We start from the raw sequence: 21,286 nt of genomic DNA, 5'->3' as shown, positions 1-21,286 counted from the left end.
AGATGTGTATAAGAGACAGGTTCCCAAAGCCTCGCCACCTCAACTATCGCCGCAAGCGTCTCCTCCCCTGTCTGCGCCCCCGTCACCGACAACGCCCTTTACTCCTTATTCGGCTCCGGTCGAGCTAACGGATGTCGATCAGTCTACGCCAACCACGGATTCCTCGCTGCCAGCCTGGTTAGGATGGGTTGTTGTCGGGGTTGCGATCGGGTTAGCGGGCATAATCTACCAATTACTGATGCGGAAACGGCGCTCTCCAGCAGCAGTTGATGCCGTTGTACCACTGTATGAGGCTCAAGTTGAGGAAAGTCCGGTAGAGTCGCCCACTATCCGCCATGGTTGGCTGGATTCAACTTCAGACCCGGAGGGTACGATCGAGCCACCCGAACCACCCCAGATTCCCTAGATTACGGAGTTGGAGCGGGGTTAGGTAAGGGCGATCGAGGCTCTCCGGCAATAGCCTGAGCCAGTTGTTCTGCGGTAAGCGATTGGATCAGCGCCAGTTGGAGCGGGTCTTCGCTGAGCAGAGTGGCATAGTCTGCACTGAGATAGGCGGCATAGTTGGATTGATTAGCAATATAGGTCTGGAAAAAAGCCAGAGAGAGGGCATTGACATATCGCCGTGCGATCGCGGGATTCGGACCAATCACCTCAGATGGCAGGGTTACCGGTTGGTCGGTGGGGTTAAGAGCGGCTCTAAGGGGGCGGCGTTGTCCGGTTTCGGCAATGGTAGAAAAATGAGTGCCACCGCTCATTAGCACCAGGTAATTATCATTCCCAGACAGCCAGGTAAAGGGTTGAATTTGTTCCGACAGGGTAGGCGCGATCGTATCAGCACTGCCACTGACAACCATGGTGGGAATCTGAATCTGACTTAAGCTCTCTTGCCCAAAGACAGCGCTCGTAATCGGATTTAGGGCAATGACGGCTTGAATCCGGCGATCCTGTAGCGGGAGGCTGAGCGGGCGGTTAGGTTCTGCCAGCGATGAGGCTCGACATTGCAGTAACAGTGACAGATTAAAGGTGTTGGGAAGATCAACACAGTCGGTTTGCAGTTGGGCAAAGTTGAGAGGAGCACCTGCCAGCGCTAAGGCAGTATAGCCCCCAAAGGATTGACCAATCACGCCGACCTGTTGCAGATTCAGTTGGCGGTAGGCGGGTTGTTGTTCTAAGTAATTGAGCAGATAGGTAATATCGCGGGGGCGATCGATAAATTCGCTGGGTTGGGCAACTTCGGCAGCCGTTCCACTGACCAGGGCTTCTTGCTGTTTGAGATTGCTACCGGGATGCTCGGGCACAAAGACGGCAAACCCGTGGGAGGCTAAATGTTCGGCTAAATAAGCCAAGGTATTGCGATCGGAGCCCAGTCCATGAGAAATCACTACAACCGGAAGACGAGACGGCAACCGTCCCTGCCCTGCCTGCGGAATATAACTATCCACCGGAAAGACACGTCCTTTTGTGGCATTGGTCGCTAACGTCCGCTGAAATTCAGGGACAGGCAGAGGCACAACCGCCGGACGCGTGATATCTGTCAGGAACACGGTTTGCTTTTGGAAGGAAAAAGCACCTCGTTGGCGCAGATCGATCGCAGGGAAATCGATCGTCTCCTGGAAATCAATGGTTAGAGAGTCCAGCGTTTGTTCCACCGATGCTTCTTGACTGATGGCAGCAACGGCTCGCTTCGTTTGGCTAATTAACTCTTCCAGGCTTCTGGCAATTCGGAGGCTAGCCGCCACATCAATCCGCAATCCGCGGGTTGGAAACTTACGCAAAAAGTTAAGTAAGGTCAATCCTTCTGAATCTGCTGCCGCTAGGATTAAGGCGGCTCGAATGGCACTGTCCCCAGACAAATCCCGCGCTTCCGGCTTAATCACCCTACCTAAACGCTGGAGCAAAATTTCCCCTTGAGCCGAGTAGAGGAATTGCGAAATGGCAACAGCAGACAGATCGACGCGGGTTAATAAAACGCTACGCAACTCTTGCAGCGTACTTTCATCGGCGTAATTGGTATAAACCGCTAAATCGTCGTCGATCGTGCCATCTTTGGCATAGGCTTCTAAGGACGCGACCGAAATCGATCGTTCCAATAGACTGTATGACACATAGATACGCTCGGCACTGCGACCGGGAGCCATCCCTACCAATAATCCGCCCAGACCAGCCAGGACAAGACTTGTCCAAATCCGGCGATCGCTGGACAGCAAACGGCGGCAAGCAGAGATAGCACAACCTAAACGATTCATAGGGGACGCGGATATTTTGTCCTCTGAAGGGGCGAACGGCTGCCCGCCCATACAAGACAATAGCGAATGTTTTAGTTCTGAATCAGCTTCTGAACTTCCTGCCACAGCTTTTCATCTCCCCGAACGGTGGCAAAAATTTGCCCAAATCGTTGGGAGTTTAACCCCTCGCTTTCAACAATTTTGTCCATTTTTACCTGGGCATCCTGCTGAATCTTGGTCAGTTGGGATACTGCCTGGTTATAGCTCTGCTGCTCTTTAGGAGTCACAGGATTAGTCGGCTTCGCTTGGGGACTGCGCTGAGACTGGTAGATTTCTCGAAATCGAGTCGGACTGAGTCCTTCTTTTTGCACCGCCGCCATCATTTGAGTTTCGGCTTCTGTTGTCACCACTAACATTTGCTTAACGGCACTGGCAAACTTCTTCAATTCCTCGGAACTAACCTGGGTTGGCGCGGCCGTTGGGGCAGTGGGCTGCTGAGCAGGGGGAGTTTGCGCTTGAACTGGAAGAGTGCTCACTGCCAGTACAGTGACTAGTGAACAACTTGCCAATATTTGCTTGAGCATGAGTACGTTCCTCATATTGATAACGATCTGCCTTATCCAGAACACCAAAACTGGCAGTGCCCCCGGAGCAGTGAGAAAAGACATGGCTTTAGTGTAGCGAGAACTCGGAGTTTTGCGGCAAGGGATGAGATGGTAGCGTTTTCAGTTAAGATGAAAACCTCTAAGCCGCTGTAGCACACATCATGGGCAATACGTTTGGGCATTTGTTTCGAGTTACGACGTTTGGCGAGTCTCATGGAGGAGGGGTGGGAGTCGTGATTGATGGTTGTCCCCCCCGGCTAGAGATTTCGGTAGAGGAAATTCAGATAGAACTCGATCGCCGTCGTCCCGGTCAAAGCAAAATTACCACCCCCCGGAAGGAAGAGGATCGCTGCGAAATTCTTTCCGGGGTGTTTGAGGGCAAAACGACCGGAACGTCGATCGCCCTGCTGGTACGGAACAAAGATGCCCGATCGCAGGATTATGACGAAATGGCAGTGAAGTATCGTCCTTCCCATGCTGATGCCACCTACGATGCCAAGTATGGGATTCGCAACTGGCAGGGTGGGGGGCGGTCGTCTGCCCGAGAGACGATTGGGCGGGTAGCAGCGGGCGCGATCGCCAAAAAGATTTTGGCTCAGGTCGCTGGAGTGGAGATTGTCGGTTATGTGAAACGGATTAAAGATCTGGAAGCCATGATTGATCCAGAGACGGTGACGCTGGAGCAGGTAGAAAGTAATATCGTGCGTTGTCCTGATCCAGAAATGGCCGATCGCATGATTGACCTGATCGAACACATCCGGGATCAAGGGGATTCCTTAGGGGGCGTGGTGGAATGCGTCGCCCGTCGAGTGCCTAAGGGATTGGGGGAACCCGTATTTGATAAATTAGAAGCCGATCTTGCGAAAGCGGTGATGTCGTTACCCGCCACGAAAGGCTTTGAAATTGGTTCGGGATTTGCGGGCACGTTACAAACGGGGAGCGAACATAACGATGAGTTCTATACCGACGATCGCGGCGAAATTCGGACAGTCACGAATCGTTCTGGGGGAATTCAGGGTGGCATTTCTAACGGTGAAAATATTGTGATTCGGGTTGCCTTTAAACCCACCGCTACCATTCGCAAGGAACAGCGCACAGTGACCCGCGATGCCGAAGCCGTGACCTTAGCTGCTAAGGGTCGGCATGATCCCTGTGTGTTACCCCGAGCGGTGCCGATGGTAGAAGCGATGGTAGCTCTGGTGTTATGTGATCACCTGATGCGCCAACAGGGTCAATGCGGGATGCTGTAGCCGCTTGGCTTAACTGAGATCGGCACCGAGGAAGCGATCGAGAAACTTGGTTCGCCAGGTGGCGCGGAGGACAAAACACCATTCCACCGCGATCAAACCAATGAAGATATAGCTGGGAATCCCTAAGTAGGTGAGTTCAAAAAAGCGCCGAACGGGGGGAATAGCAACGATTAGAAAGTAGATGCCAAGCAAAATTAAGGCGACCAGGGCATAGCGACGATCGCGGCTTAAGGGCTCACCGCCGACCCAAAATGAAGTTGGGGGTTTTAAGAAGGGAATCAGCAACAATTCACACATCACCAGAATGGTGACGAGAGCGCTCCGGGGCACACTGTAGTTGATCTGGGTTAGATCGGAGTCGGGGGGCAAATCCAATACCGCTACGACCAAATAATATAAGTAGACCAACAATGCCACCATAGTCATTAATAGGGTGGCTGGAATCGTAAAGTGCAGGATCGATCGCACCATACTGCGGCGGGGCAGGAGGCCTGGTTTTGCCCAGATCGGGATGAACATGGTGGGAAAGCCTACCCCAACAAGGGAAACGATCGCACTTTGTTTGTTTTCTAAGGGAAAGCTGTCCGTGACGATCGCGGTCGCAAAGATCAGCAGCGTCACACAGAAGGTTCTGACCATAAACAGTTTCATCACATCTTGAATGCCGTTCCGGATACATTGACCTTCCAGAAAGGCATGGGGTAACGCCCCAAAGGAATCCTTCAGCAACACAATATCCGCGACTCCGCGAGTCGCCTTACTGCCACTTTCCATTGCGATCGCCAGATTAGCTTGCTTGAGCGATAGAACATCATTTACGCCATCCCCAATCATGGCAACATACCGCCCCTGTCGCCGTAGACATTGGACTAATCGCGCTTTCTGTTCCGGCGTAATCCGACCAAATACTGTCTTGGTTAAAGCCGCCTGGGTAAACTGAGCTGCATCCATTTGGGCTAATTCCTGCCCCGATACAACCTGCACCTGGGCACCTAAGCCTGCCTGCTTTGCCAGGGCAACTACTGTTTGCGGATTGTCTCCAGAAATAATTTTGACTTCAATCCCAGCCGCCGCAAACCCATCCAGAGTCGTCTGTGCTTCGGGACGGAGTTGATCACTGAACCGCAAAATGCCTAATGGAGTGAGATGGGGCGGTAAACAGGGTTGTCCCAGGGTATCCTGCAACGCATATAGGTTAGGGCTGTAGGCAAACAACACGACCCGCAAGCCCTGTTCGGTTCCAGCTTTGATATATGCCTGCATCTCGGGCGTGAGGCTGGCGGCGGGCATCAGCATCTCTGGTGCGCCTAACACGTAAGCGCCGGGTGTCAGGGGCGGAGCTAAGGGAATGGAGTCATCTGACCACGGCGATCGCGGCGGGAGTTCTTGTCCTGTGCCACTATCAAATGCCAGAGCACTCCACTTGCGAGCCGAGGAGAAGGGCACTTCCAGCACTGGAGAAATTTTATGTGGGGGGCAAACATGGGCGATCGCGTCGCTGGTTTTATTACTGGTGGTAGCACTGCTGGCAAAAATCCCTAACAGCGATCGCAACTCGTCTTCACTAATTCCGATCGCATGGATCTCCTCTAACTGGATTTGATTGGTGGTCAGAGTGCCCGTTTTATCCAAACATAAAACATCCACATTACTGAGGGATTCCACCGCGTTCGCCTGTTGGATTAACACATCCTGACCCACCATCCGAACCGCCCCCAATCCATAGGCTAGGGTTATTGCCAGGAGTAATCCGGCGGGGACTAATCCGGCAATCACCGCCGCCCGTTGGATGACATCATTCAGAGAATAGGAACGGCTGAGGAAGCTAATACATACCAGAATCCATAAAAAGCAAGAAATTAGCAGAAACGTCCGAATAATCAGGTTAATTTCGCGTTGCAGGGGAGTCAGCATTTGGCGAAAGGCGCGGGCTCCCGTCATTAACTTAAAGGCAAAGGTTTCTGTTCCTACCTGCTCTGCTTCATAACAGGCGGTTCCACTGACACAAAAGCTGCCAGAGTAAACCGGATCTCCCGCCACCTTTGGGATCAAATCCGATTCCCCGGTCAGGAGTGACTCATCTACTTCCATCCGACCCTCTCCCACCAGGGCACCGTCTACCACAACCTGATCTCCAGGCATCAGCACCAGGATATCGCCCAACACGATCTCACTGGGATCAACGGTATGTTCTTTCCCTTCCCGAATTACCGTGGCTTTGGGGCGATGTAACAACGCAATTTCATCTAACTTTTGCTTTGCCCAGATTTCCTGACAAATATTGACCAGCACCCCGCCAAAGATCACAATCACCACCAAGACTCCATCACTGAAACGTCCCAGGAGGAACATCACTAGACTGATGGAGAAGAAGACCGCATTGATAAAGGTGAACAGGTTCTCTTGCAGAATCTGACGGTAAGAACGGCTGGTTTGTAATACCACATTGTTGCCCTGTCCCGCCGATCGCCGTACTAAAACTTCTGCTTCCGTTAAGCCCATCAAGGGCGCGATCGCATTCACTTGCTCTGGATGATTCATCAGCCCCTAGTCCACCCGGTTCGTTACAGTCATAGCGCACAGTTCACAGTTTACGCCTCTGATCAGGATAGAGCGCGATCGAATCACTACAACTAGGTTTCCCGATCATGGTGATGGAACTAGCAGGCTAAAACCAGGAAGGATATCGCCACCTGTTACGGTGGTGGGGAGAGCGATCACCTCCACGAGGAGCCAGTTCTCAGATCTAAGTCATAGACTGATGTTTGTAATGTTCATGGGAGATCTCACTTGTTGGATGCAGTGCGATCGCAGCCAGAGCTTGTAAGCTATTAAATGGTTCTTCAATACGTTAGAAAGCGATGATTTTGCCAGGTTCAGCCGTTCGAGTCACGAATACTCAAGATACCTACTATGCCTTTCAGGGCTTAGTCCAACGGGTCAGCGATGGCAAAGCTGCCGTGTTATTTGAAGGGGGCAACTGGGATAAATTAGTCACCTTTCGCCTGTCGGAATTAGAGGAAGTCGATACGACCGCCGGAAAGAAAAAGAAATAAATGTGCCAGAACGGGAGTTGACCGTGTAGGGTAAAGCTGTTAGCTCGTCTTGGGTGATGGGATCTAGTTGGCATTCCGCCCCATCTCCGCAACTCCTCATCTGCGTACCGCCTATGCGCCTACCCCTGCCTCAATTCACTAGCAAACATCGTCACCCCAACCACATTGCTGAGGTGATTGAAACCTCTACGACCGAATTTCTGGCGCAATGTCTGGAACCTGACGATTTAAGCTTTCCAACCATGCCGCCGTTTGGCAGTTGGGTAAAAGCCACCGATGAAGATTCGGGCAATCGCGTCTATGCCGTGGTTTACCATGCCACCACCAGCCCGATCGATTCGGTGCATCGTGCCCGCGCTCTGGGACTATCGTTGCAAGAGTTACGGGAACAGCAACCGCAAATTTTTGCCATGTTAAAAACAGAGTTTCGGGCGGCGATCGTCGGCTTTCAGCCCCATAGCGATCAGCGTAGTGAACCCTTATTTGAAACAGCAGCAATTTATCAACATTTGCCACCCCGACCGCCGCAGATTCACCAGGCTGTCTATTACTGCGAACCGGATGAGATTATTCGCTTTAGTGAAAAACTGGATTTTTTGCGAACTTTGTTGGAAATGAATGGGGCACCTGTGGATGGGTTAGCCGCCGCAACGATTCGAGAGATTTATCAACTGCGACGAGCAGATCGGGAGTGGTTGGTGCAGGCGGGACGATCGCTCAGCCTCCTGTTGAAGGATGATTACGATCGATTACGGGTAATTTTGAGCCAAATTCACCTATAGATAGATTCTTGGGGCGGGATTTGCGGGTATTTATGGTGTCAGAGATCACTAGTTAGTTAAGAAGCACAGGTGAGGTCAATGGTGAAAGGTCGAAAGATCGCTTTTAGCGTTTCACCGTTGACTTCTTTTTTGGCTGGGGCATTGCTGGAGCCGATCGCTCTCCAGATCTGCGATCGCTAGATTCACTAAGAAAATAGTTATTACACGGTTGATCCGAATTCCGGTTGTTGCAGCGATACTAATCAGGCGAGCCGATCGGGATATTGCGATTATCGGAGCAGGGTGAGTCGAGATGTAACAGTTTTGCCAGTAATTTTACTTTAAAGTCTTTCTCAGAGTAGGTTTGAGACGATTCGGTCTGTTTCCTGGGACACTTAGAGAACACTCCTATTCCCTCTATAGATAGAAAATAGGCTTAAAGCTGCCTGGGTGGAGGTGATCCAGAGAGATTTGTACGGTTTGCGACAAATAACTGGACTGCCAAACCATCTCTTAAGAGCGGGGATTTATTAAAGTGTAATTCTTGGCGTAGGGGCGTGGCAGTTATTTCATTCTCATTCCTCAAGAGATAGTTTGTTCTTAGCCATTTCCTCATATTGAGTCAATAAACCAATCTTTATATGGAAGCTCTGCTGCATTTTAAGGAAGAACCAATCCTCTCATTTGTGGTTCTTCTGGCTGTAATTCTGGCTGTGCCACCGTTATTTGAGCGAATTCGTCTACCCGGACTGGTGGGTTTATTAGCAGCCGGAGTCCTGTTGGGTACCAACGGTCTGGGAGTATTGCAAAAAGAATCAGAAACCATGAGATTGCTGTCTGACATCGGATTGGTCTATCTGATGTTTGTGGCAGGGTTAGAGATTGATTTAGAACAGTTCCAAAAGACCAAGCATCGCTCGGCTGGATTCGGCAGTCTTACCTTTATTGTGCCGTTGACGTTTGGCACGATCGTCGGGCGCTTGTTTAGCTTTGATTGGAATGCCTCCATTCTGATTGGTTCATTGTTTGCATCGCATACCCTGTTGGCGTATCCCATTGTCAGTCGCCTGGGCGTTGTCACCAATGAAGCGGTAACTGTCACGATCGGAGCCACGATTTTTACCGACATTGGGGCGCTGCTGGTTCTAGCCGTCTGTATTGCGATTAATGCTGGCAGATTTACGCCCCTCAGTATTGCGACCTTAATTGCCTCGCTGGTGGTTTATACGGCAGTAGTTCTGATTGGCTTCGATCGAATTGGACGTGAGTTCTTTCGGCGATCGGGAGATGAAGAGGGCAATCAATTTTTGTTCATCCTGCTAGTCGTATTTTTATCGGCGGTGGGTGCCCAGTTAATTGGGGTGGAAAAAATCGTCGGGGCATTCCTGGCAGGTCTGGCAGTCAATGGGGTGGTAGGTGATAGCCCGGTGAAGGAGAAGGTGATTTTTGTCGGGAGTGTCCTGTTTATCCCGATCTTCTTTGTCGATATGGGATTGTTAATCAACATCCCAACCTTTATTCGCAGCCTGACCGATCTCCAGGGACTGATGTTAACCCTCTCGATCGTCATTGGGTTGATCCTGAGTAAGTTCCTGGCTGCCTTGTTGGCAAAGTTGGCATACCGCTATACCCGTCGCGAACTGATTGTCATGTGGTCACTGTCGTTACCTCAGGTTGCCGCAACCCTGGCAGCAACCCTGGTGGGGTATCGGGCTGGCATGTTATCGGAAGGCATTTTGAACAGTGTGATTGTACTCATGCTGGTGACTTCCACCTTAGGCCCTGTGCTGACTTCACGGTTTGCCCCGGATCTGGCTCTGCCCGATATCGAGGTGATGCCTGAACCCGATTTGTTGAGTTGGCAAGAGGCTGAACCGCGTGAGTTTGTGGTGGTGGTTCCCGTCTACAACCCCAAAACAGAACAGTATTTGATTGAATTAGCGGGTTTGCTGGCAAAGCATCACTCTGGGCATATCGTGCCTTTGTCGATCGCGCCCTCCCATACCCACATGAATGAGCCGCAGTTAGTAGCAGCCCTACAACGCAGTCAGGGGTTGTTGAATGCGGCAGTGCAGGTGAGTCGGGAACTGGGGATTGCGGTCGATCCGTTGCTGCGAATTGATGACAGTATTGCCCAGGGCATTACCCGTGCCAGCCGCGAACAGAATGCCAATTTGATCATTATGGGCTGGAGTCGGCGAATGGGCATGTCGGCTCGGTTATTAGGGAATGTCATCGATCAGGTGCTGTGGGCATCCCATTGTCCGGTCGTGATCTCCCGCTTACTCGACTCACCCCATGCCATGCAGCGGATTCTGATTCCAGTCGCTAACTTAACGCCGCGAGCGATTCGAGGATTGGGGTTAGCGCATGTTTTAGCGGCGACTACCCAAGCTCAAGTCACCCTGCTGCATGTGAACAATCGGGCATCTACACCGGGCAAGGTTGCCTGGATGGAATCGCAATTAACTTTGTTAGCCAGTAAAGTCGCCCCTGACCTGAAACCAGAAATTGTTGTCCACCCCCAGGATGATGTGGCTAAAGCGATCGCCACGACTGCCCAAAATTATGATCTGGTGATCCTGCGCTCCTTCCCTCACCGTACCAGTGCTGGCGGTTTGGTGGTTAGTGATTTAACCTCTCAAGTGGTCAAGCTAATTACTTGCTCAGTTATCCTATTGGGGGAACCCCACGAGCAACCGACGGTTTTACGCTAGAGCGACTGGGAAAAATTCCCCTAAGATCAAGGAAGACCCTTGATTGAGCGGTGATTTCTGCTGTGACTGCTGCCAATGTTCTGCCGTTAATTAAAGACCCCGATCGGTTAGAAACCCGTCTGAAGGAAATTCCGGCGGAACCGGGGGTCTATTACATGAAGGATGCCAATGATCAGATCCTCTATATTGGCAAATCCAAAAAGCTGCGATCGCGCTTGCGGTCTTACTTTAATGGGCATGATACCCGCCCCCGCATTGCCTTAATGATGCGGCAGGTGACGGAATTGGAAGTGATTGTCACCGACACGGAAGCCGAAGCCCTGGCGCTGGAAGCCAATCTGGTCAAGCAACACCAGCCCCACTTTAATGTGTTGCTCAAGGATGACAAAAAATATCCTTACCTGTGCATTACCTGGTCAGAGTCCTATCCCCGGATTTTCATTACCCGTAAACGCCAATTGGGGAAGGAAAAAGATCGCTACTACGGCCCCTATGTCGATACCCATCTGCTTCGGAGTACGCTGCATTTAGTCAAACGGATCTTTCCCCTCCGTCAACGACCGCAACCCCTATTTAAAGACCGTCCCTGTTTGAACTATGACATCGGACGTTGTCCCGGCGTGTGTCAGGCGCTGATCTCCTCCGAGGACTATCGCAAAACGGTGCAGAAAGTCGCGATGATCTTTCAGGGTCGCACGAAGGAACTGGTGGATGTGCTGGCCAGCCAAATGGAGAAAGCCGCCGAAGACCTGAACTTTGAACATGCCGCCCGGATTCGGGATCAAATCAATGGCTTGAAACTATTGGGGGCTGACCAAAAAGTTGCCCTGCCGGATGATACGGTGTCACGAGATGCGATCGCCCTAGCTGCTGATGATCACCATGCCTGTGTGCAGTTGTTCCAGATTCGCGCGGGTCGCTTAGTCGGACGCTTGGGATTCTTTGCCGATGCCCAGTCCGGCACTGCGGGGGAGATTTTGCAACGGGTGTTGGAGGAACATTTCCAGAGCGTTGATCCCGTGGAAATTCCCGCCGAAATTTTGGTACAGCATGATCTCCCAGACGGTGAAATGCTGGCAGAGTATTTGAGCCAGTCCAAGGGGCGAAAAGTCACGATCGTCGCTCCTCAACGGCAGGTGAAGGCGGAATTGATCGAGATGGTAGAGCGGAATGCTGGATACGAACTGGCTCGAACCCAACGATTTGCCGATCGCAATGCCCAAGCGACTCAAGATCTGGCGGAATTGCTAGACTTACCCGAACCACCCCGCCGGATTGAAGGCTACGACATTTCCCATATTCAAGGCTCGGATGCGGTCGCCTCACAGGTCGTGTTTGTGGATGGTTTACCCGCCAAACAGCATTATCGCCACTACAAAATCAAAAATCCCACGGTCACTTCGGGACACTCCGATGATTTCGCTTCAATGGCAGAAGTGATTACGCGGCGGTTTCGCAAGTATGCGGCGGCAAAAGCCAAAGGCGAAGAAGTGGGGACTGGCAAGGCGACCTCGGTGTTGAGTCGGCATGTGGCGGCTGATGCGGATTTCCCTGATCTGGTGATGATCGATGGTGGCAAAGGTCAGTTGTCTGCCGTGGTTGCCGCCCTGCGGGAGATGAATTTGTTGGAAGAAGTACGAGTCGTCAGCCTCGCCAAACAACGGGAAGAGATCTTCTTACCCGGAGAATCCCTCCCCTTAAACACCGATGCCGAACAACCTGGAGTCCAGTTATTACGGCGCTTACGGGATGAAGCCCACCGCTTTGCCGTCAGCTTCCATCGTCAACAGCGCTCCGATCGCATGCGCCGATCGCGCTTAGATGAGATCCCCGGCTTGGGTCACTATCGCCAAAAACAACTGTTAGCCACCTTCAGATCGATCGACTACATTCGCGAAGCCACCCCCGACCAAATTGCCACCGTCCCCGGCATTGGCCCCCGCCTCGCCCAACAAATCTACGACTACTTTCATCCCCGCCAGGAAGACGAGGCTACAGAGCAACCAGAAGTTAGCTCAACTTGAATGGCACTGACTTAAGAACACACTTAACTCTGATCGCCCCCTAAATCCTCCCCAACTTTGGGGGACTTTGAGGTTCGGCTCCCCCAGAATTGGGGGTTGGGGGGCGGTTCGGATTGTTATTTCAGTGACATTCAGCTCAACTTAGTGATTTGGCATCATTCAAAATTGCCCCCTGATCGCCCCCTAAATCCCCCAACTTTGGGGGACTTTGAGGTTCGGCTCCCCCAGAATTGGGGGTTGGGGGGCGGTTCGGATTGTTATTTCAGTGACATTCAGCTCAACTTAGTGATTTGGCATCATTCAAAATTGCCCCTGTCCCAAAGCAATCATAGGGTGTAGGTAAATCATAGGTTTTGAAAGGCTCCAACGGCGCGATGTCCTCAGCCGTTTCCAAATCCTCAGCCAAAATCCGTATCAGCTTGAGCTTCTCCGATGAAGAGAGTTGTCGGGCAGCAGGAAACACATCTGCCAGGCTCATGATCGTATCCCTCATTGCAGCAAGCTATTTACATCAGTGTATCTTACGTTCAAGTGTAGGTTAGCCCCATCATTGGCTAAAGCACCTTAAACCGGAGCTATTACCAGTAGTTCAAGCTAACGCTCCTGCTCACCCGGTATAACAGCCGTTGCATTTTAGCAATATGAACTGCCTTAAATTCCAAAGTTGCCTAGCTCACTATTTATGTCTATTGTTCAGCAGCATAGTGGACTAATTGCCCTAACCGCCGCCGTAGGGTTTCTAGCCCCAAGCGATCGCTGGCAGAAATAAACACCGCCTGGGGATGTTCTTCCTGGGCTAAGGCTAGAGTTTCGCCATCCACCTGATCAATTTTGTTGAACACTAATAGGGCGGGGCCCGGAGTAATCGGCATCTCGGAGAGAATCGTCATTACCGATCGAATTTGGCTTTGCCAGGCCGGATGGGACAAATCCACTACATGCAACAACGCATCTGCCTCAGTCACCTCTTCTAAGGTGGCGCGAAACGCATCCATCAATGAAGGCGGTAGATCATGAATAAATCCCACCGTATCAGTTAGTAGGATCGATCGCGGCTCTTGGGTGATCGCATCCGGTACAGGTAAGCGACGAGTTGTGGGATCAAGGGTGGCAAATAGTTGATCGGCGGTGTAAACCTCAGCATTGGTTAACACATTTAATAGCGTAGATTTGCCAGCATTGGTGTAGCCGACGACAGCGATCGAAGGTACTGCTTGATGCTGACGACGCTGGCGTAACCGGGCACGATGGGCTTGTAGGTGGTTGACTTCCTGCTGCAACCGCGAGATACGTCGTTGGATCGCTCGGCGTTCCGATTCCAATTTGGTTTCCCCTGGTCCTCTCGTCCCGATCCCACCTCCTAAGCGAGACATCGCCTGTCCGCGTCCAGTCAATCGGGGTAAGCGGTATTCCAACTGCGCCAGTTCCACCTGCAACTTTCCGGCTCCCGACTGCGCCCGTTGGGCAAAAATATCCAGAATCACTTCAGTGCGATCGACCACACGAATGCCAATCTGCGCTTCCAAATTCCGCACCTGGGCAGGCGAGAGATCGCGATCGAAGACGACCAAATTCGCGCCAATGGTCTGGGCAGTCCGGGCAATCTCCTGCACTTTCCCTTCACCCACCACCGTTTGGGGATGGGGGCGAGGGCGACGTTGTTTCAGTGATTGCAACACTTCTCCACCCGCCGTTTCCACTAACCGCGCCAGTTCTTGCAAGCCATCTTGAAAGCGTTGGGACGACACCTGATCGGTCATTAAGCCCACCAGCAGAACGCGATCGTGATCCAGATCGACTTGCTGAGCAACAAACTCCCGTCCAAATTCTTCCTCTAAGCCCTCAACTAGATTCAGGAAGTCTTGATTGGCAACGACCTCTATATCTAAGGGTGGCGATACCGTCCATTCCACCTCAGGATGGGGGACTAAGTGGGCTAAATAAGTTTCTTGCACATAGCCGGTTGCCCCACCGCCCCGCCGTTCAAAACCACTGCCCGTCAGCACCAGACAGACTAAAGCATCCAGGCGTTGAACAGACATTGCCGTTAGGGCGGATTCACTGGGAGAGTCAGATTTTGATTGGGTTGCCAAACAACGGATGCCACTGAGGCGGGCAGCACCGTACCGGGGTAATTCTAGGGGGGGAATCTGGGTTTGGCGGGGGGTGCCTACCGCGACCCGCAGCACCTGCCCCCGCCGATTTATGTAAACACACAGGGGTTGCCCAATGTCGGTACTAATCGCTGCTATCCGTTGGGCAAATTCAACCGTGGTAAAGCGATCGCGCGGTAGGCGTTGATGATAGAGCCGCTGTAATTGCTTAATTTGGCTGGACTTTAGCCCCTGAAGATTTCCGTAAACCGTCTCGATAAGCGCAACTTGCCAAACGCTACATTGATCATTGTACTGATTGCCGAAAACCAGTGTTGTGCCAGTTCAGCCGATGGACGATCGATCAACTTAACTTCAGAATTGATACAAAACGTAAGCCTGTTTGCCAGAATTGCTTGCGATTGCTTAAGTAATGTGGATACTCTGTCAGATGGATGCCAATCCCGAAAATCGCTGGCTATGCTGGTAAAGGGTGTAGGTAAAGCAGGCTACCCCAGAGTTTCCGAAATCTGCGCTGAACGTTTTGTATCTGCTAACGATCGTAAACTCGGGTAGACTGGAGAAATTCTCCCCGGCAGATTTTTCTGCTAGAGTTCCGCAAAATTCCTGAAGTCGGATGACTGTCTCTGTTGATACGTTGTTGGTTCAGGGACTCAGCTACTCTGGAGAGTGGAAGGGATATGACCTAATATCCTGATAGATCTGGGTATTAATCACTTAAGTAGCCAGACTTAACCACAACTTTGCAAAACCGATTCTTAAGAAAGTATTAAAAAGGTTTAGAATTAAGTGTGGTGATTGGAGGGCAACCGTGTTCATTAGACTCGCAGAACAACACCGTCAGTTCGTCCAAGATCTTGTCATGAACCTCCAGGCGCTTGCGATTGTGCTGGAGCGGCAAGGCTATCTAGCATCGTGCTACACCTGTGGTGGGCAGATGAATAGTGCATCTTTCATGGTCAGTTTGGCGGATAACCACCTGATCCGGTTCCTAGTGTCCGACTATGGCATTACCTGGACCGAAATGCGCGACGATCGCGAACTGATGAAATTAGAAGGGGCTGAAGCCATTAGCCAGCTACAAGAACTGGCAAATTTGGTGAAGCTACAGGTCAAACCAGGTCAATATCGGTCGATCGTACCGACAGAAACTGTGTATTAATTTCAGTGCTGACGGATACCAAACTTTGCTCCCAGAGAACTTCTCAGGGGAGTCATTGGTATAGTTAAGCAATCTTAGCCTTCTCAGATTTGCATCTGAGCCTATTTGGATCCTGTAATTTTTGTTTACAAGGTAGCGTAGCTCTCCAGGATCTAGGTCGTTGCTTTGGCAGCCGAATTCTCTACAAATGTCGTTCATTGCTAAGCAGGGTTATCTGAATCGGCTCTTCCCCTACAGATCCTCTTTTTGCGGTTCACAAAAGTTGCTAAAGTCAGCGATCGCGGCTCAATTCTGAGATAAAACTTGCATCTAATCTTCGATCGATAAATTTGCCTGCTATCCAGCCTGTATCCAGGTTTCGGACGGCAGGCAATCTTTTATCTAAATAAAAATAAAACAATTTTCCTTACACTTCTTTACAAATCCTCGAATGACTGTTACATTATGTTTACAGTCAAGCGATTGGCTGATTCATACATCAAGCACTGATTGCAATTATTCAACCATGACAACAACTCTTCAGCGGCGCGAAAGCGCTAGTATCTGGAGTCAGTTCTGCGAGTGGGTGACCAGCACCAACAACCGTCTTTATGTCGGCTGGTTCGGTGTCCTGATGATCCCCACCCTACTGACCGCAACCATCTGCTTCATCATTGCCTTCATCGCAGCTCCCCCTGTGGACATCGATGGCATCCGTGAGCCCGTCGCTGGCTCTCTCATGTATGGCAACAACATCATCTCTGGTGCCGTTGTCCCTTCCAGCAACGCGATCGGTCTACACTTCTACCCCATCTGGGAAGCTGCCTCTCTGGATGAGTGGCTGTACAACGGTGGTCCTTACCAACTGATCGTCCTGCACTTCCTGATCGGTGTGTTCGCTTACATGGGTCGCGAGTGGGAACTCTCCTACCGCCTCGGTATGCGTCCCTGGATCTGCGTCGCTTACAGCGCTCCTGTGGCTGCTGCAACCGCCGTGTTCCTGATCTACCCGATCGGTCAAGGGTCCTTCTCTGACGGGATGCCTCTGGGTATTTCCGGTACCTTCAACTTCATGTTCGTGTTCCAAGCGGAGCACAACATTCTGATGCACCCCTTCCACATGCTGGGTGTGGCTGGCGTGTTCGGTGGTAGCTTGTTCTCCGCCATGCACGGTTCGTTGGTGACCTCCTCGCTGGTGCGGGAAACCACCGAAACCGAATCTCAGAACTACGGTTACAAGTTCGGACAAGAAGAAGAAACCTACAACATCGTGGCGGCCCACGGTTACTTTGGTCGGTTGATCTTCCAATACGCTAGCTTCAACAACTCTCGTTCCTTGCACTTCTTCTTGGGTGCATGGCCGGTAGTTGGGATCTGGTTCACCGCGCTGGGCATCAGCACGATGGCGTTCAACCTGAACGGGTTCAACTTCAACCAGTCCATCATCGACTCTCAAGGTCGTGTGGTGGGAACCTGGGCAGACGTGCTGAACCGCGCCAACCTGGGGATGGAAGTGATGCACGAGCGTAATGCTCACAACTTCCCGCTCGACTTGGCGGCTGGCGAAGCGGCTCCGATCGCGCTGACCGCTCCTGCTATCAACGGTTAATCCCTAAGACTCGGCTAAGTGAATGAGTGAAGCGCTCCTCTAGGGGGGCGCTTTGCCGTTTTAGTCACTTAATTGCTTCAAAAAAAACGATTAAAAGTGTATAAAGCAAAACAGATTTTTTCAACTGTATTTGTGTTTTAGCTATCACTGAAATGCCACATTGACAAGTAATTTCATAGCAAGGTTAGTCATATTAATATGAAGCTAGTTTAAACTCTCATTGTCAAATATTTTAAAAAACTGTTCGCGAAGAAAAATATATTATCTTATAAAGAGTAGATTTAAGCTATTAAGAATGAGGCTGAATCCGCCTGACTTTGATTCAGAGAACTGTTTACAGGATCTGGTTTAACAGTAAGGTTGGATATATTAAAGAATCTCTGTCTTAAGAGATATGGTTTGGCTTTTAGAGATTAGATTAAGCTCAAAGTTAACCACACTTAACATTGCTTTCAGAAAGTATATAAACTTCTCTCGATCGAGATTCCTATTCATTTTAATTAGCGTGAAATTGAAGGTGCATTGATTAAACCAATAGTGGTTATGGAGTAGCACATGAACTGAATTAGGCGATCGCTAAATTCAGCTTTGTTACTCATCCCCAAGACTTCTCAGCTACAAAAGTGAGTCAATTCAATGAGATCTAGCCTGCCAGAGTTCTCAGACGCTCAGCTCCAAATGATCTGCGAAACGGCTGATGTGATTACCTGTGAATGTCCAGCGCATTTAGTGGAATTGCTCCGTAAAGTCAAACGATTTCGGCGGTATACCGCTAATTGTGCTGATTTATCTCCGAATGAGGCGGAAACGCATCGGTGGTTAACGGAGCAAACATCACGGGTAGAGAAATTGCTGTCTCAGATCCTGTTTGAGTTTATGCAACGTGAAGAATTGTTAGATGAGCGGAGTCAATTGAACTTAGAAAAGTTAGCCGATCGCAACCGCTCGGCGGCGTTACGAGAACAGGCCTATTCCGCTTGACAATTTGTTTCAGAATTTGAGTCGTTTCTCAGGTTAACCCATCTACTCGTCAGCCGTGTGTTGACGCACTACTTGGACACAATGAATTTAGAAAATCCCATGAACCAAGCTAATCGGTGGACGAGTTTGATGAGTGAATCGGAATCCTCTACGATCGATCAACAACTGTTTTACCAGAAAGTTCAGGAACTCAATGCCAGCCTGGAACAACAGGTACAAGAACGGACTGCCCAACTGGAACGATCGCTGGAACTGGCTAGGGTTCTGAAACAAGTTACCGACGAAATTCGCAGTAGCTTAAATTCGCAAACCGTTCTCCAAACGATCGTCCGGGAAGTACGGCAGCTACTGAATACTGATCGCGTGGTGATTTATCGGTTTGGTCAGGATTGGATTGGGGAAGTTGTGGTGGAAGAAGTTCTAGCTCCCTGGGACTCGATTCTCGGCAAAACCTATCACGATACCTGTTTCCCAGCCGAACATGGGCAGCAATATCAGCAAGGACGGATCCGGGCGATCGATCATGTTGCCCTATCCAACTTAGCCCCTTGCCACAAAACTTTACTGCACACGATGCAAGTGCAAGCTAATTTAGTCGTCCCGATCCGAATGCACGATGCCCTCTGGGGCTTGCTGATTGCCCATGAGTGTCGTGCCCCGCGTCGTTGGCAGACCTTTGAAACCGATCTACTGCAACAACTGGCGGATCAAGCCGCGATCGCCATTCAGCAGGCTGAACTGTATGAGCAGAGTTGTATTGCTGCCGCCACGGCAAAAGCCCATGCCCAACAACTGGAACAGACAGCCCAGGAATTAGCTCAAACTCTTCAAGATTTGCAACAGGCACAAAGTCAGCTCGTCCAGACGGAAAAAATGTCCAGTTTGGGACAGTTAGTGGCGGGAGTTGCCCATGAAATCAATAATCCCGTCAATTTTATTTATGGCAATTTAACCTATGCTGCCAGCTACACCGAAACGTTATTAGAAGTCGTCGCCGCCTATCAAGCACAATGTCCCCAGCCGACTACCGCTACCCAGGCGGTTTTAGAAGAGGCAGATCTGGAGTTTTTAGCGGCTGATTTTCCTAAAATTCTGGCTTCGATGAAAGTGGGAGCCGATCGCATCCGGCAAATTGTCCGATCGCTGCAAAGTTTCTCACGCTGTGACCAGTCAGAAAAAAAGCCGATGGATATCCATGAAGGCATCGATCATACGTTATTGATTTTGCAACATCGGTTGAAAGAACAAAGCGATCGTCCTGCCATTCAGGTGGTCAGAGACTACGGGAATTTGCCTCCAGTGGAATGCTATGGTGGGCAACTGAATCAGGTATTCATGAATTTAATTAGTAACGCGATCGATGCCCTGGAAGAACGGGACAGTCAGCGGACTCTGGCGGAAATGAAACTGAAACCGAGTCAAATCACCATTCATACCGATTTGCAACAGCCGGAAATCGGTACACCGCAGATTGTGATTCGGATTGCGGATAATGGTGCAGGGATGACGGATGAGGTTAAAACTCGCTTATTTGACCCCTTCTTTACCACTAAACCTGTGGGCAAAGGCACAGGATTAGGTCTATCCATCAGTTACCAAATTGTGGTGGAAAAACATCAGGGACGCTTGCAATGTTGTTCTCAGATCGGTGAGGGCACAGAGTTCGCGATCGAGATTCCCATTGCCTGAACACGGTGAACGGCTTGGATTCCTGCTACCCTAGATACGAATCCTCCTGATCCTGAAGAGAACTGTGCCACATACGATTGTTACTGAAACCTGTGAAGGTGTCGCCGATTGCGTCGATGCCTGTCCTGTTGCCTGCATTCATCCCGGCCCCGGCAAGAACATGAAAGGGACGGATTGGTATTGGATCGATTTCGCGACCTGCATTGACTGTGGCATCTGTTTACAGGTGTGTCCAGTGGAAGGCGCGATCGTGCCGGAAGAGCGTCCCAATCTGCAAAAAACTCCGCAATAGGCAGGATTATGATTGATGGTGCGCCCCTTTTAGACGTTCAAGATGTGTACGCCGGGTATGTTAAGGACTTAGATATCTTGCAAGGGATTAACTTCAAAATTTATCCCAGTGAATTGGTCGCGGTAGTTGGGCCCAATGGTGCCGGAAAATCTACCCTGGCAAAAACCATCTTTGGTCTCCTGACTCCCCACCAGGGCAGCATTCTATTCCAGGGCAAACAGATTGCCGGCTTAAAGTCGAATCAAATTGTCCAACGGGGCATGTGTTATGTGCCCCAAATTGCCAATGTCTTTTCCTCTCTGACGGTGGAGGAAAATCTGGAGATGGGAGCCTTTGTCCGTGATGTGCCCTTGCAACCGTTAAAAGAGGAGATTTTTATCCGCTTTCCTCGGTTAGCGGAACGCCGCAAGCAACGGGCGGGAACTCTGTCAGGCGGTGAACGCCAAATGCTGGCAATGGGCAAAGCTTTGATGCTGAAACCTACCCTGCTGTTGTTAGATGAACCCTCGGCAGCCCTGTCACCCATCCTGGTCAATAGTGTGTTTGAGCAAATCAAGCAAATTAATCAGGGGGGAACTGCGATCGTCCTGGTGGAACAAAATGCCCGTAAAGCCTTAGAAATGGCAGACCGGGGGTACGTTTTAGAAGCAGGTCGCGATCGGTTTGAAGGGCGAGGCATTGATCTGCTCAACGATCCTAAAGTCGGTGAGCTGTATCTCGGGGCAACCAGAGCGCATTAATCCTGTCGATCGTCCCCCAGATCTTGTCTAAACATTTATACTTCTGGGAATGTCTTCATCCTAAAATTTAGGATCTCAACTC

Annotated in this window: 17 protein-coding genes; 12 read left to right on the top strand and 5 right to left on the bottom strand. The window is 50.6% G+C overall.

The genetic code is table 11. The features are described 5' to 3' along the window. Positions 1-406: hypothetical protein (locus tag ACN4EK_RS28345; RefSeq protein ID WP_431661788.1), on the top strand; the 406-nt coding region annotated here is incomplete at its 5' end. A 1-nt stretch (position 407) separates the two neighbouring features. On the opposite strand, the gene ACN4EK_RS28340 is transcribed toward ACN4EK_RS28345, so the two are convergent. Together ACN4EK_RS28340 and ACN4EK_RS28335 are read right to left on the bottom strand one after the other, a co-directional pair. After that, positions 408-2,246 carry an alpha/beta hydrolase gene (locus ACN4EK_RS28340; protein ID WP_431661787.1) on the bottom strand — a complete coding sequence of 613 codons (1,839 nt, stop codon included), beginning with the start codon at positions 2,244-2,246 and terminating at the stop codon, positions 408-410. Between the two features lie 71 nt (positions 2,247-2,317). Continuing rightward, positions 2,318-2,809, bottom strand: a complete 492-nt coding sequence (locus ACN4EK_RS28335; RefSeq protein ID WP_431661786.1) for a DUF4168 domain-containing protein — start codon at positions 2,807-2,809, stop codon at positions 2,318-2,320. 182 nt (positions 2,810-2,991) lie between these two features. On the opposite strand from ACN4EK_RS28335, the gene aroC reads away from it, so the two are divergent. Beyond that, on the top strand, positions 2,992-4,080 hold the full coding sequence (gene aroC / locus ACN4EK_RS28330) for a chorismate synthase (RefSeq protein WP_431661785.1): 1,089 nt from the start codon (positions 2,992-2,994) through the stop codon (positions 4,078-4,080). A 9-nt stretch (positions 4,081-4,089) separates the two neighbouring features. Here aroC and ACN4EK_RS28325 read toward each other — a convergent pair whose 3' ends face one another. Continuing rightward, complete coding sequence (locus ACN4EK_RS28325) at positions 4,090-6,621, bottom strand: HAD-IC family P-type ATPase (RefSeq protein WP_431661784.1); 2,532 nt, start codon at positions 6,619-6,621, stop codon at positions 4,090-4,092. A gap of 320 nt (positions 6,622-6,941) precedes the next feature. Here ACN4EK_RS28325 and ACN4EK_RS28320 point away from each other — a divergent pair, with 320 nt between their 5' ends. The 4 genes from ACN4EK_RS28320 (at position 6,942) to uvrC (ending at position 12,638) form a co-directional block, all read left to right on the top strand. Continuing rightward, a complete protein-coding gene (locus ACN4EK_RS28320) occupies positions 6,942-7,136 on the top strand; it encodes an NAD(P)H dehydrogenase subunit NdhS (protein ID WP_431661783.1) in 195 nt (64 codons plus the stop codon). Positions 7,137-7,249: 113 nt separating this feature from the next. Further along, positions 7,250-7,918 (top strand): HAS-barrel domain-containing protein, encoded by a 669-nt coding sequence (locus ACN4EK_RS28315; protein ID WP_431661782.1) that lies wholly within the window; start codon positions 7,250-7,252, stop codon positions 7,916-7,918. 620 nt (positions 7,919-8,538) lie between these two features. After that, on the top strand, positions 8,539-10,614 hold the full coding sequence (locus tag ACN4EK_RS28310; RefSeq protein ID WP_431661781.1) for a cation:proton antiporter domain-containing protein: 2,076 nt from the start codon (positions 8,539-8,541) through the stop codon (positions 10,612-10,614). 50 nt (positions 10,615-10,664) lie between these two features. Beyond that, on the top strand, positions 10,665-12,638 hold the full coding sequence (gene uvrC / locus ACN4EK_RS28305; RefSeq protein ID WP_431661780.1) for an excinuclease ABC subunit UvrC: 1,974 nt from the start codon (positions 10,665-10,667) through the stop codon (positions 12,636-12,638). A 277-nt stretch (positions 12,639-12,915) separates the two neighbouring features. Here uvrC and ACN4EK_RS28300 read toward each other — a convergent pair whose 3' ends face one another. Then, positions 12,916-13,116, bottom strand: a complete 201-nt coding sequence (locus ACN4EK_RS28300) for a hypothetical protein (RefSeq protein WP_431661779.1) — start codon at positions 13,114-13,116, stop codon at positions 12,916-12,918. A gap of 208 nt (positions 13,117-13,324) precedes the next feature. Beyond that, positions 13,325-14,827 (bottom strand): GTPase HflX, encoded by a 1,503-nt coding sequence (hflX, locus tag ACN4EK_RS28295; RefSeq protein WP_431661778.1) that lies wholly within the window; start codon positions 14,825-14,827, stop codon positions 13,325-13,327. 736 nt (positions 14,828-15,563) lie between these two features. On the opposite strand from hflX, the gene ACN4EK_RS28290 reads away from it, so the two are divergent. From ACN4EK_RS28290 to ACN4EK_RS28265, 6 genes are all read left to right on the top strand, one after another. Beyond that, complete coding sequence (locus ACN4EK_RS28290) at positions 15,564-15,914, top strand: DUF1815 family protein (RefSeq protein WP_431661777.1); 351 nt, start codon at positions 15,564-15,566, stop codon at positions 15,912-15,914. 505 nt (positions 15,915-16,419) lie between these two features. After that, a complete protein-coding gene (psbA, locus tag ACN4EK_RS28285; RefSeq protein WP_431661776.1) occupies positions 16,420-17,502 on the top strand; it encodes a photosystem II q(b) protein in 1,083 nt (360 codons plus the stop codon). Between the two features lie 636 nt (positions 17,503-18,138). Beyond that, a complete protein-coding gene (locus ACN4EK_RS28280; protein WP_431661775.1) occupies positions 18,139-18,483 on the top strand; it encodes a hypothetical protein in 345 nt (114 codons plus the stop codon). A 99-nt stretch (positions 18,484-18,582) separates the two neighbouring features. After that, positions 18,583-20,172, top strand: coding sequence for a sensor histidine kinase (locus tag ACN4EK_RS28275; RefSeq protein ID WP_431661774.1), 1,590 nt, complete (start codon positions 18,583-18,585; stop codon positions 20,170-20,172). A gap of 64 nt (positions 20,173-20,236) precedes the next feature. After that, positions 20,237-20,464 carry an indolepyruvate ferredoxin oxidoreductase subunit alpha gene (locus ACN4EK_RS28270; protein WP_431661773.1) on the top strand — a complete coding sequence of 76 codons (228 nt, stop codon included), beginning with the start codon at positions 20,237-20,239 and terminating at the stop codon, positions 20,462-20,464. Between the two features lie 8 nt (positions 20,465-20,472). After that, positions 20,473-21,204 carry an ABC transporter ATP-binding protein gene (locus ACN4EK_RS28265; protein WP_431661772.1) on the top strand — a complete coding sequence of 244 codons (732 nt, stop codon included), beginning with the start codon at positions 20,473-20,475 and terminating at the stop codon, positions 21,202-21,204. Positions 21,205-21,286: the final 82 nt, after the last annotated feature.

The sequence above is a fragment of the Pantanalinema rosaneae CENA516 genome (assembly GCF_050753385.1).
Lineage (GTDB): Bacteria > Cyanobacteriota > Cyanobacteriia > Leptolyngbyales > Leptolyngbyaceae > Pantanalinema > Pantanalinema rosaneae.
Note: the sequence above shows the minus strand (reverse complement) of the source record. Positions and strands in the feature narration are given on the sequence as shown.

Bases quoted from the DNA above. Each gene is read 5' to 3' on its own strand.
- ACN4EK_RS28265 (WP_431661772.1), top strand. From the start codon at position 20,473: ATGATTGATGGTGCGCCCCTTTTAGACGTTCAAGATGTGTACGCCGGG.
- ACN4EK_RS28315 (WP_431661782.1), top strand. From the start codon at position 7,250: ATGCGCCTACCCCTGCCTCAATTCACTAGCAAACATCGTCACCCCAAC.
- ACN4EK_RS28275 (WP_431661774.1), top strand. From the start codon at position 18,583: ATGAACCAAGCTAATCGGTGGACGAGTTTGATGAGTGAATCGGAATCC.
- ACN4EK_RS28325 (WP_431661784.1), bottom strand. From the start codon at position 6,621: ATGAATCATCCAGAGCAAGTGAATGCGATCGCGCCCTTGATGGGCTTA.
- ACN4EK_RS28320 (WP_431661783.1), top strand. From the start codon at position 6,942: ATGATTTTGCCAGGTTCAGCCGTTCGAGTCACGAATACTCAAGATACC.
- ACN4EK_RS28280 (WP_431661775.1), top strand. From the start codon at position 18,139: ATGAGATCTAGCCTGCCAGAGTTCTCAGACGCTCAGCTCCAAATGATC.
- ACN4EK_RS28335 (WP_431661786.1), bottom strand. From the start codon at position 2,809: ATGCTCAAGCAAATATTGGCAAGTTGTTCACTAGTCACTGTACTGGCA.
- psbA (WP_431661776.1), top strand. From the start codon at position 16,420: ATGACAACAACTCTTCAGCGGCGCGAAAGCGCTAGTATCTGGAGTCAG.
- ACN4EK_RS28310 (WP_431661781.1), top strand. From the start codon at position 8,539: ATGGAAGCTCTGCTGCATTTTAAGGAAGAACCAATCCTCTCATTTGTG.
- ACN4EK_RS28340 (WP_431661787.1), bottom strand. From the start codon at position 2,246: ATGAATCGTTTAGGTTGTGCTATCTCTGCTTGCCGCCGTTTGCTGTCC.
- ACN4EK_RS28300 (WP_431661779.1), bottom strand. From the start codon at position 13,116: ATGAGCCTGGCAGATGTGTTTCCTGCTGCCCGACAACTCTCTTCATCG.
- aroC (WP_431661785.1), top strand. From the start codon at position 2,992: ATGGGCAATACGTTTGGGCATTTGTTTCGAGTTACGACGTTTGGCGAG.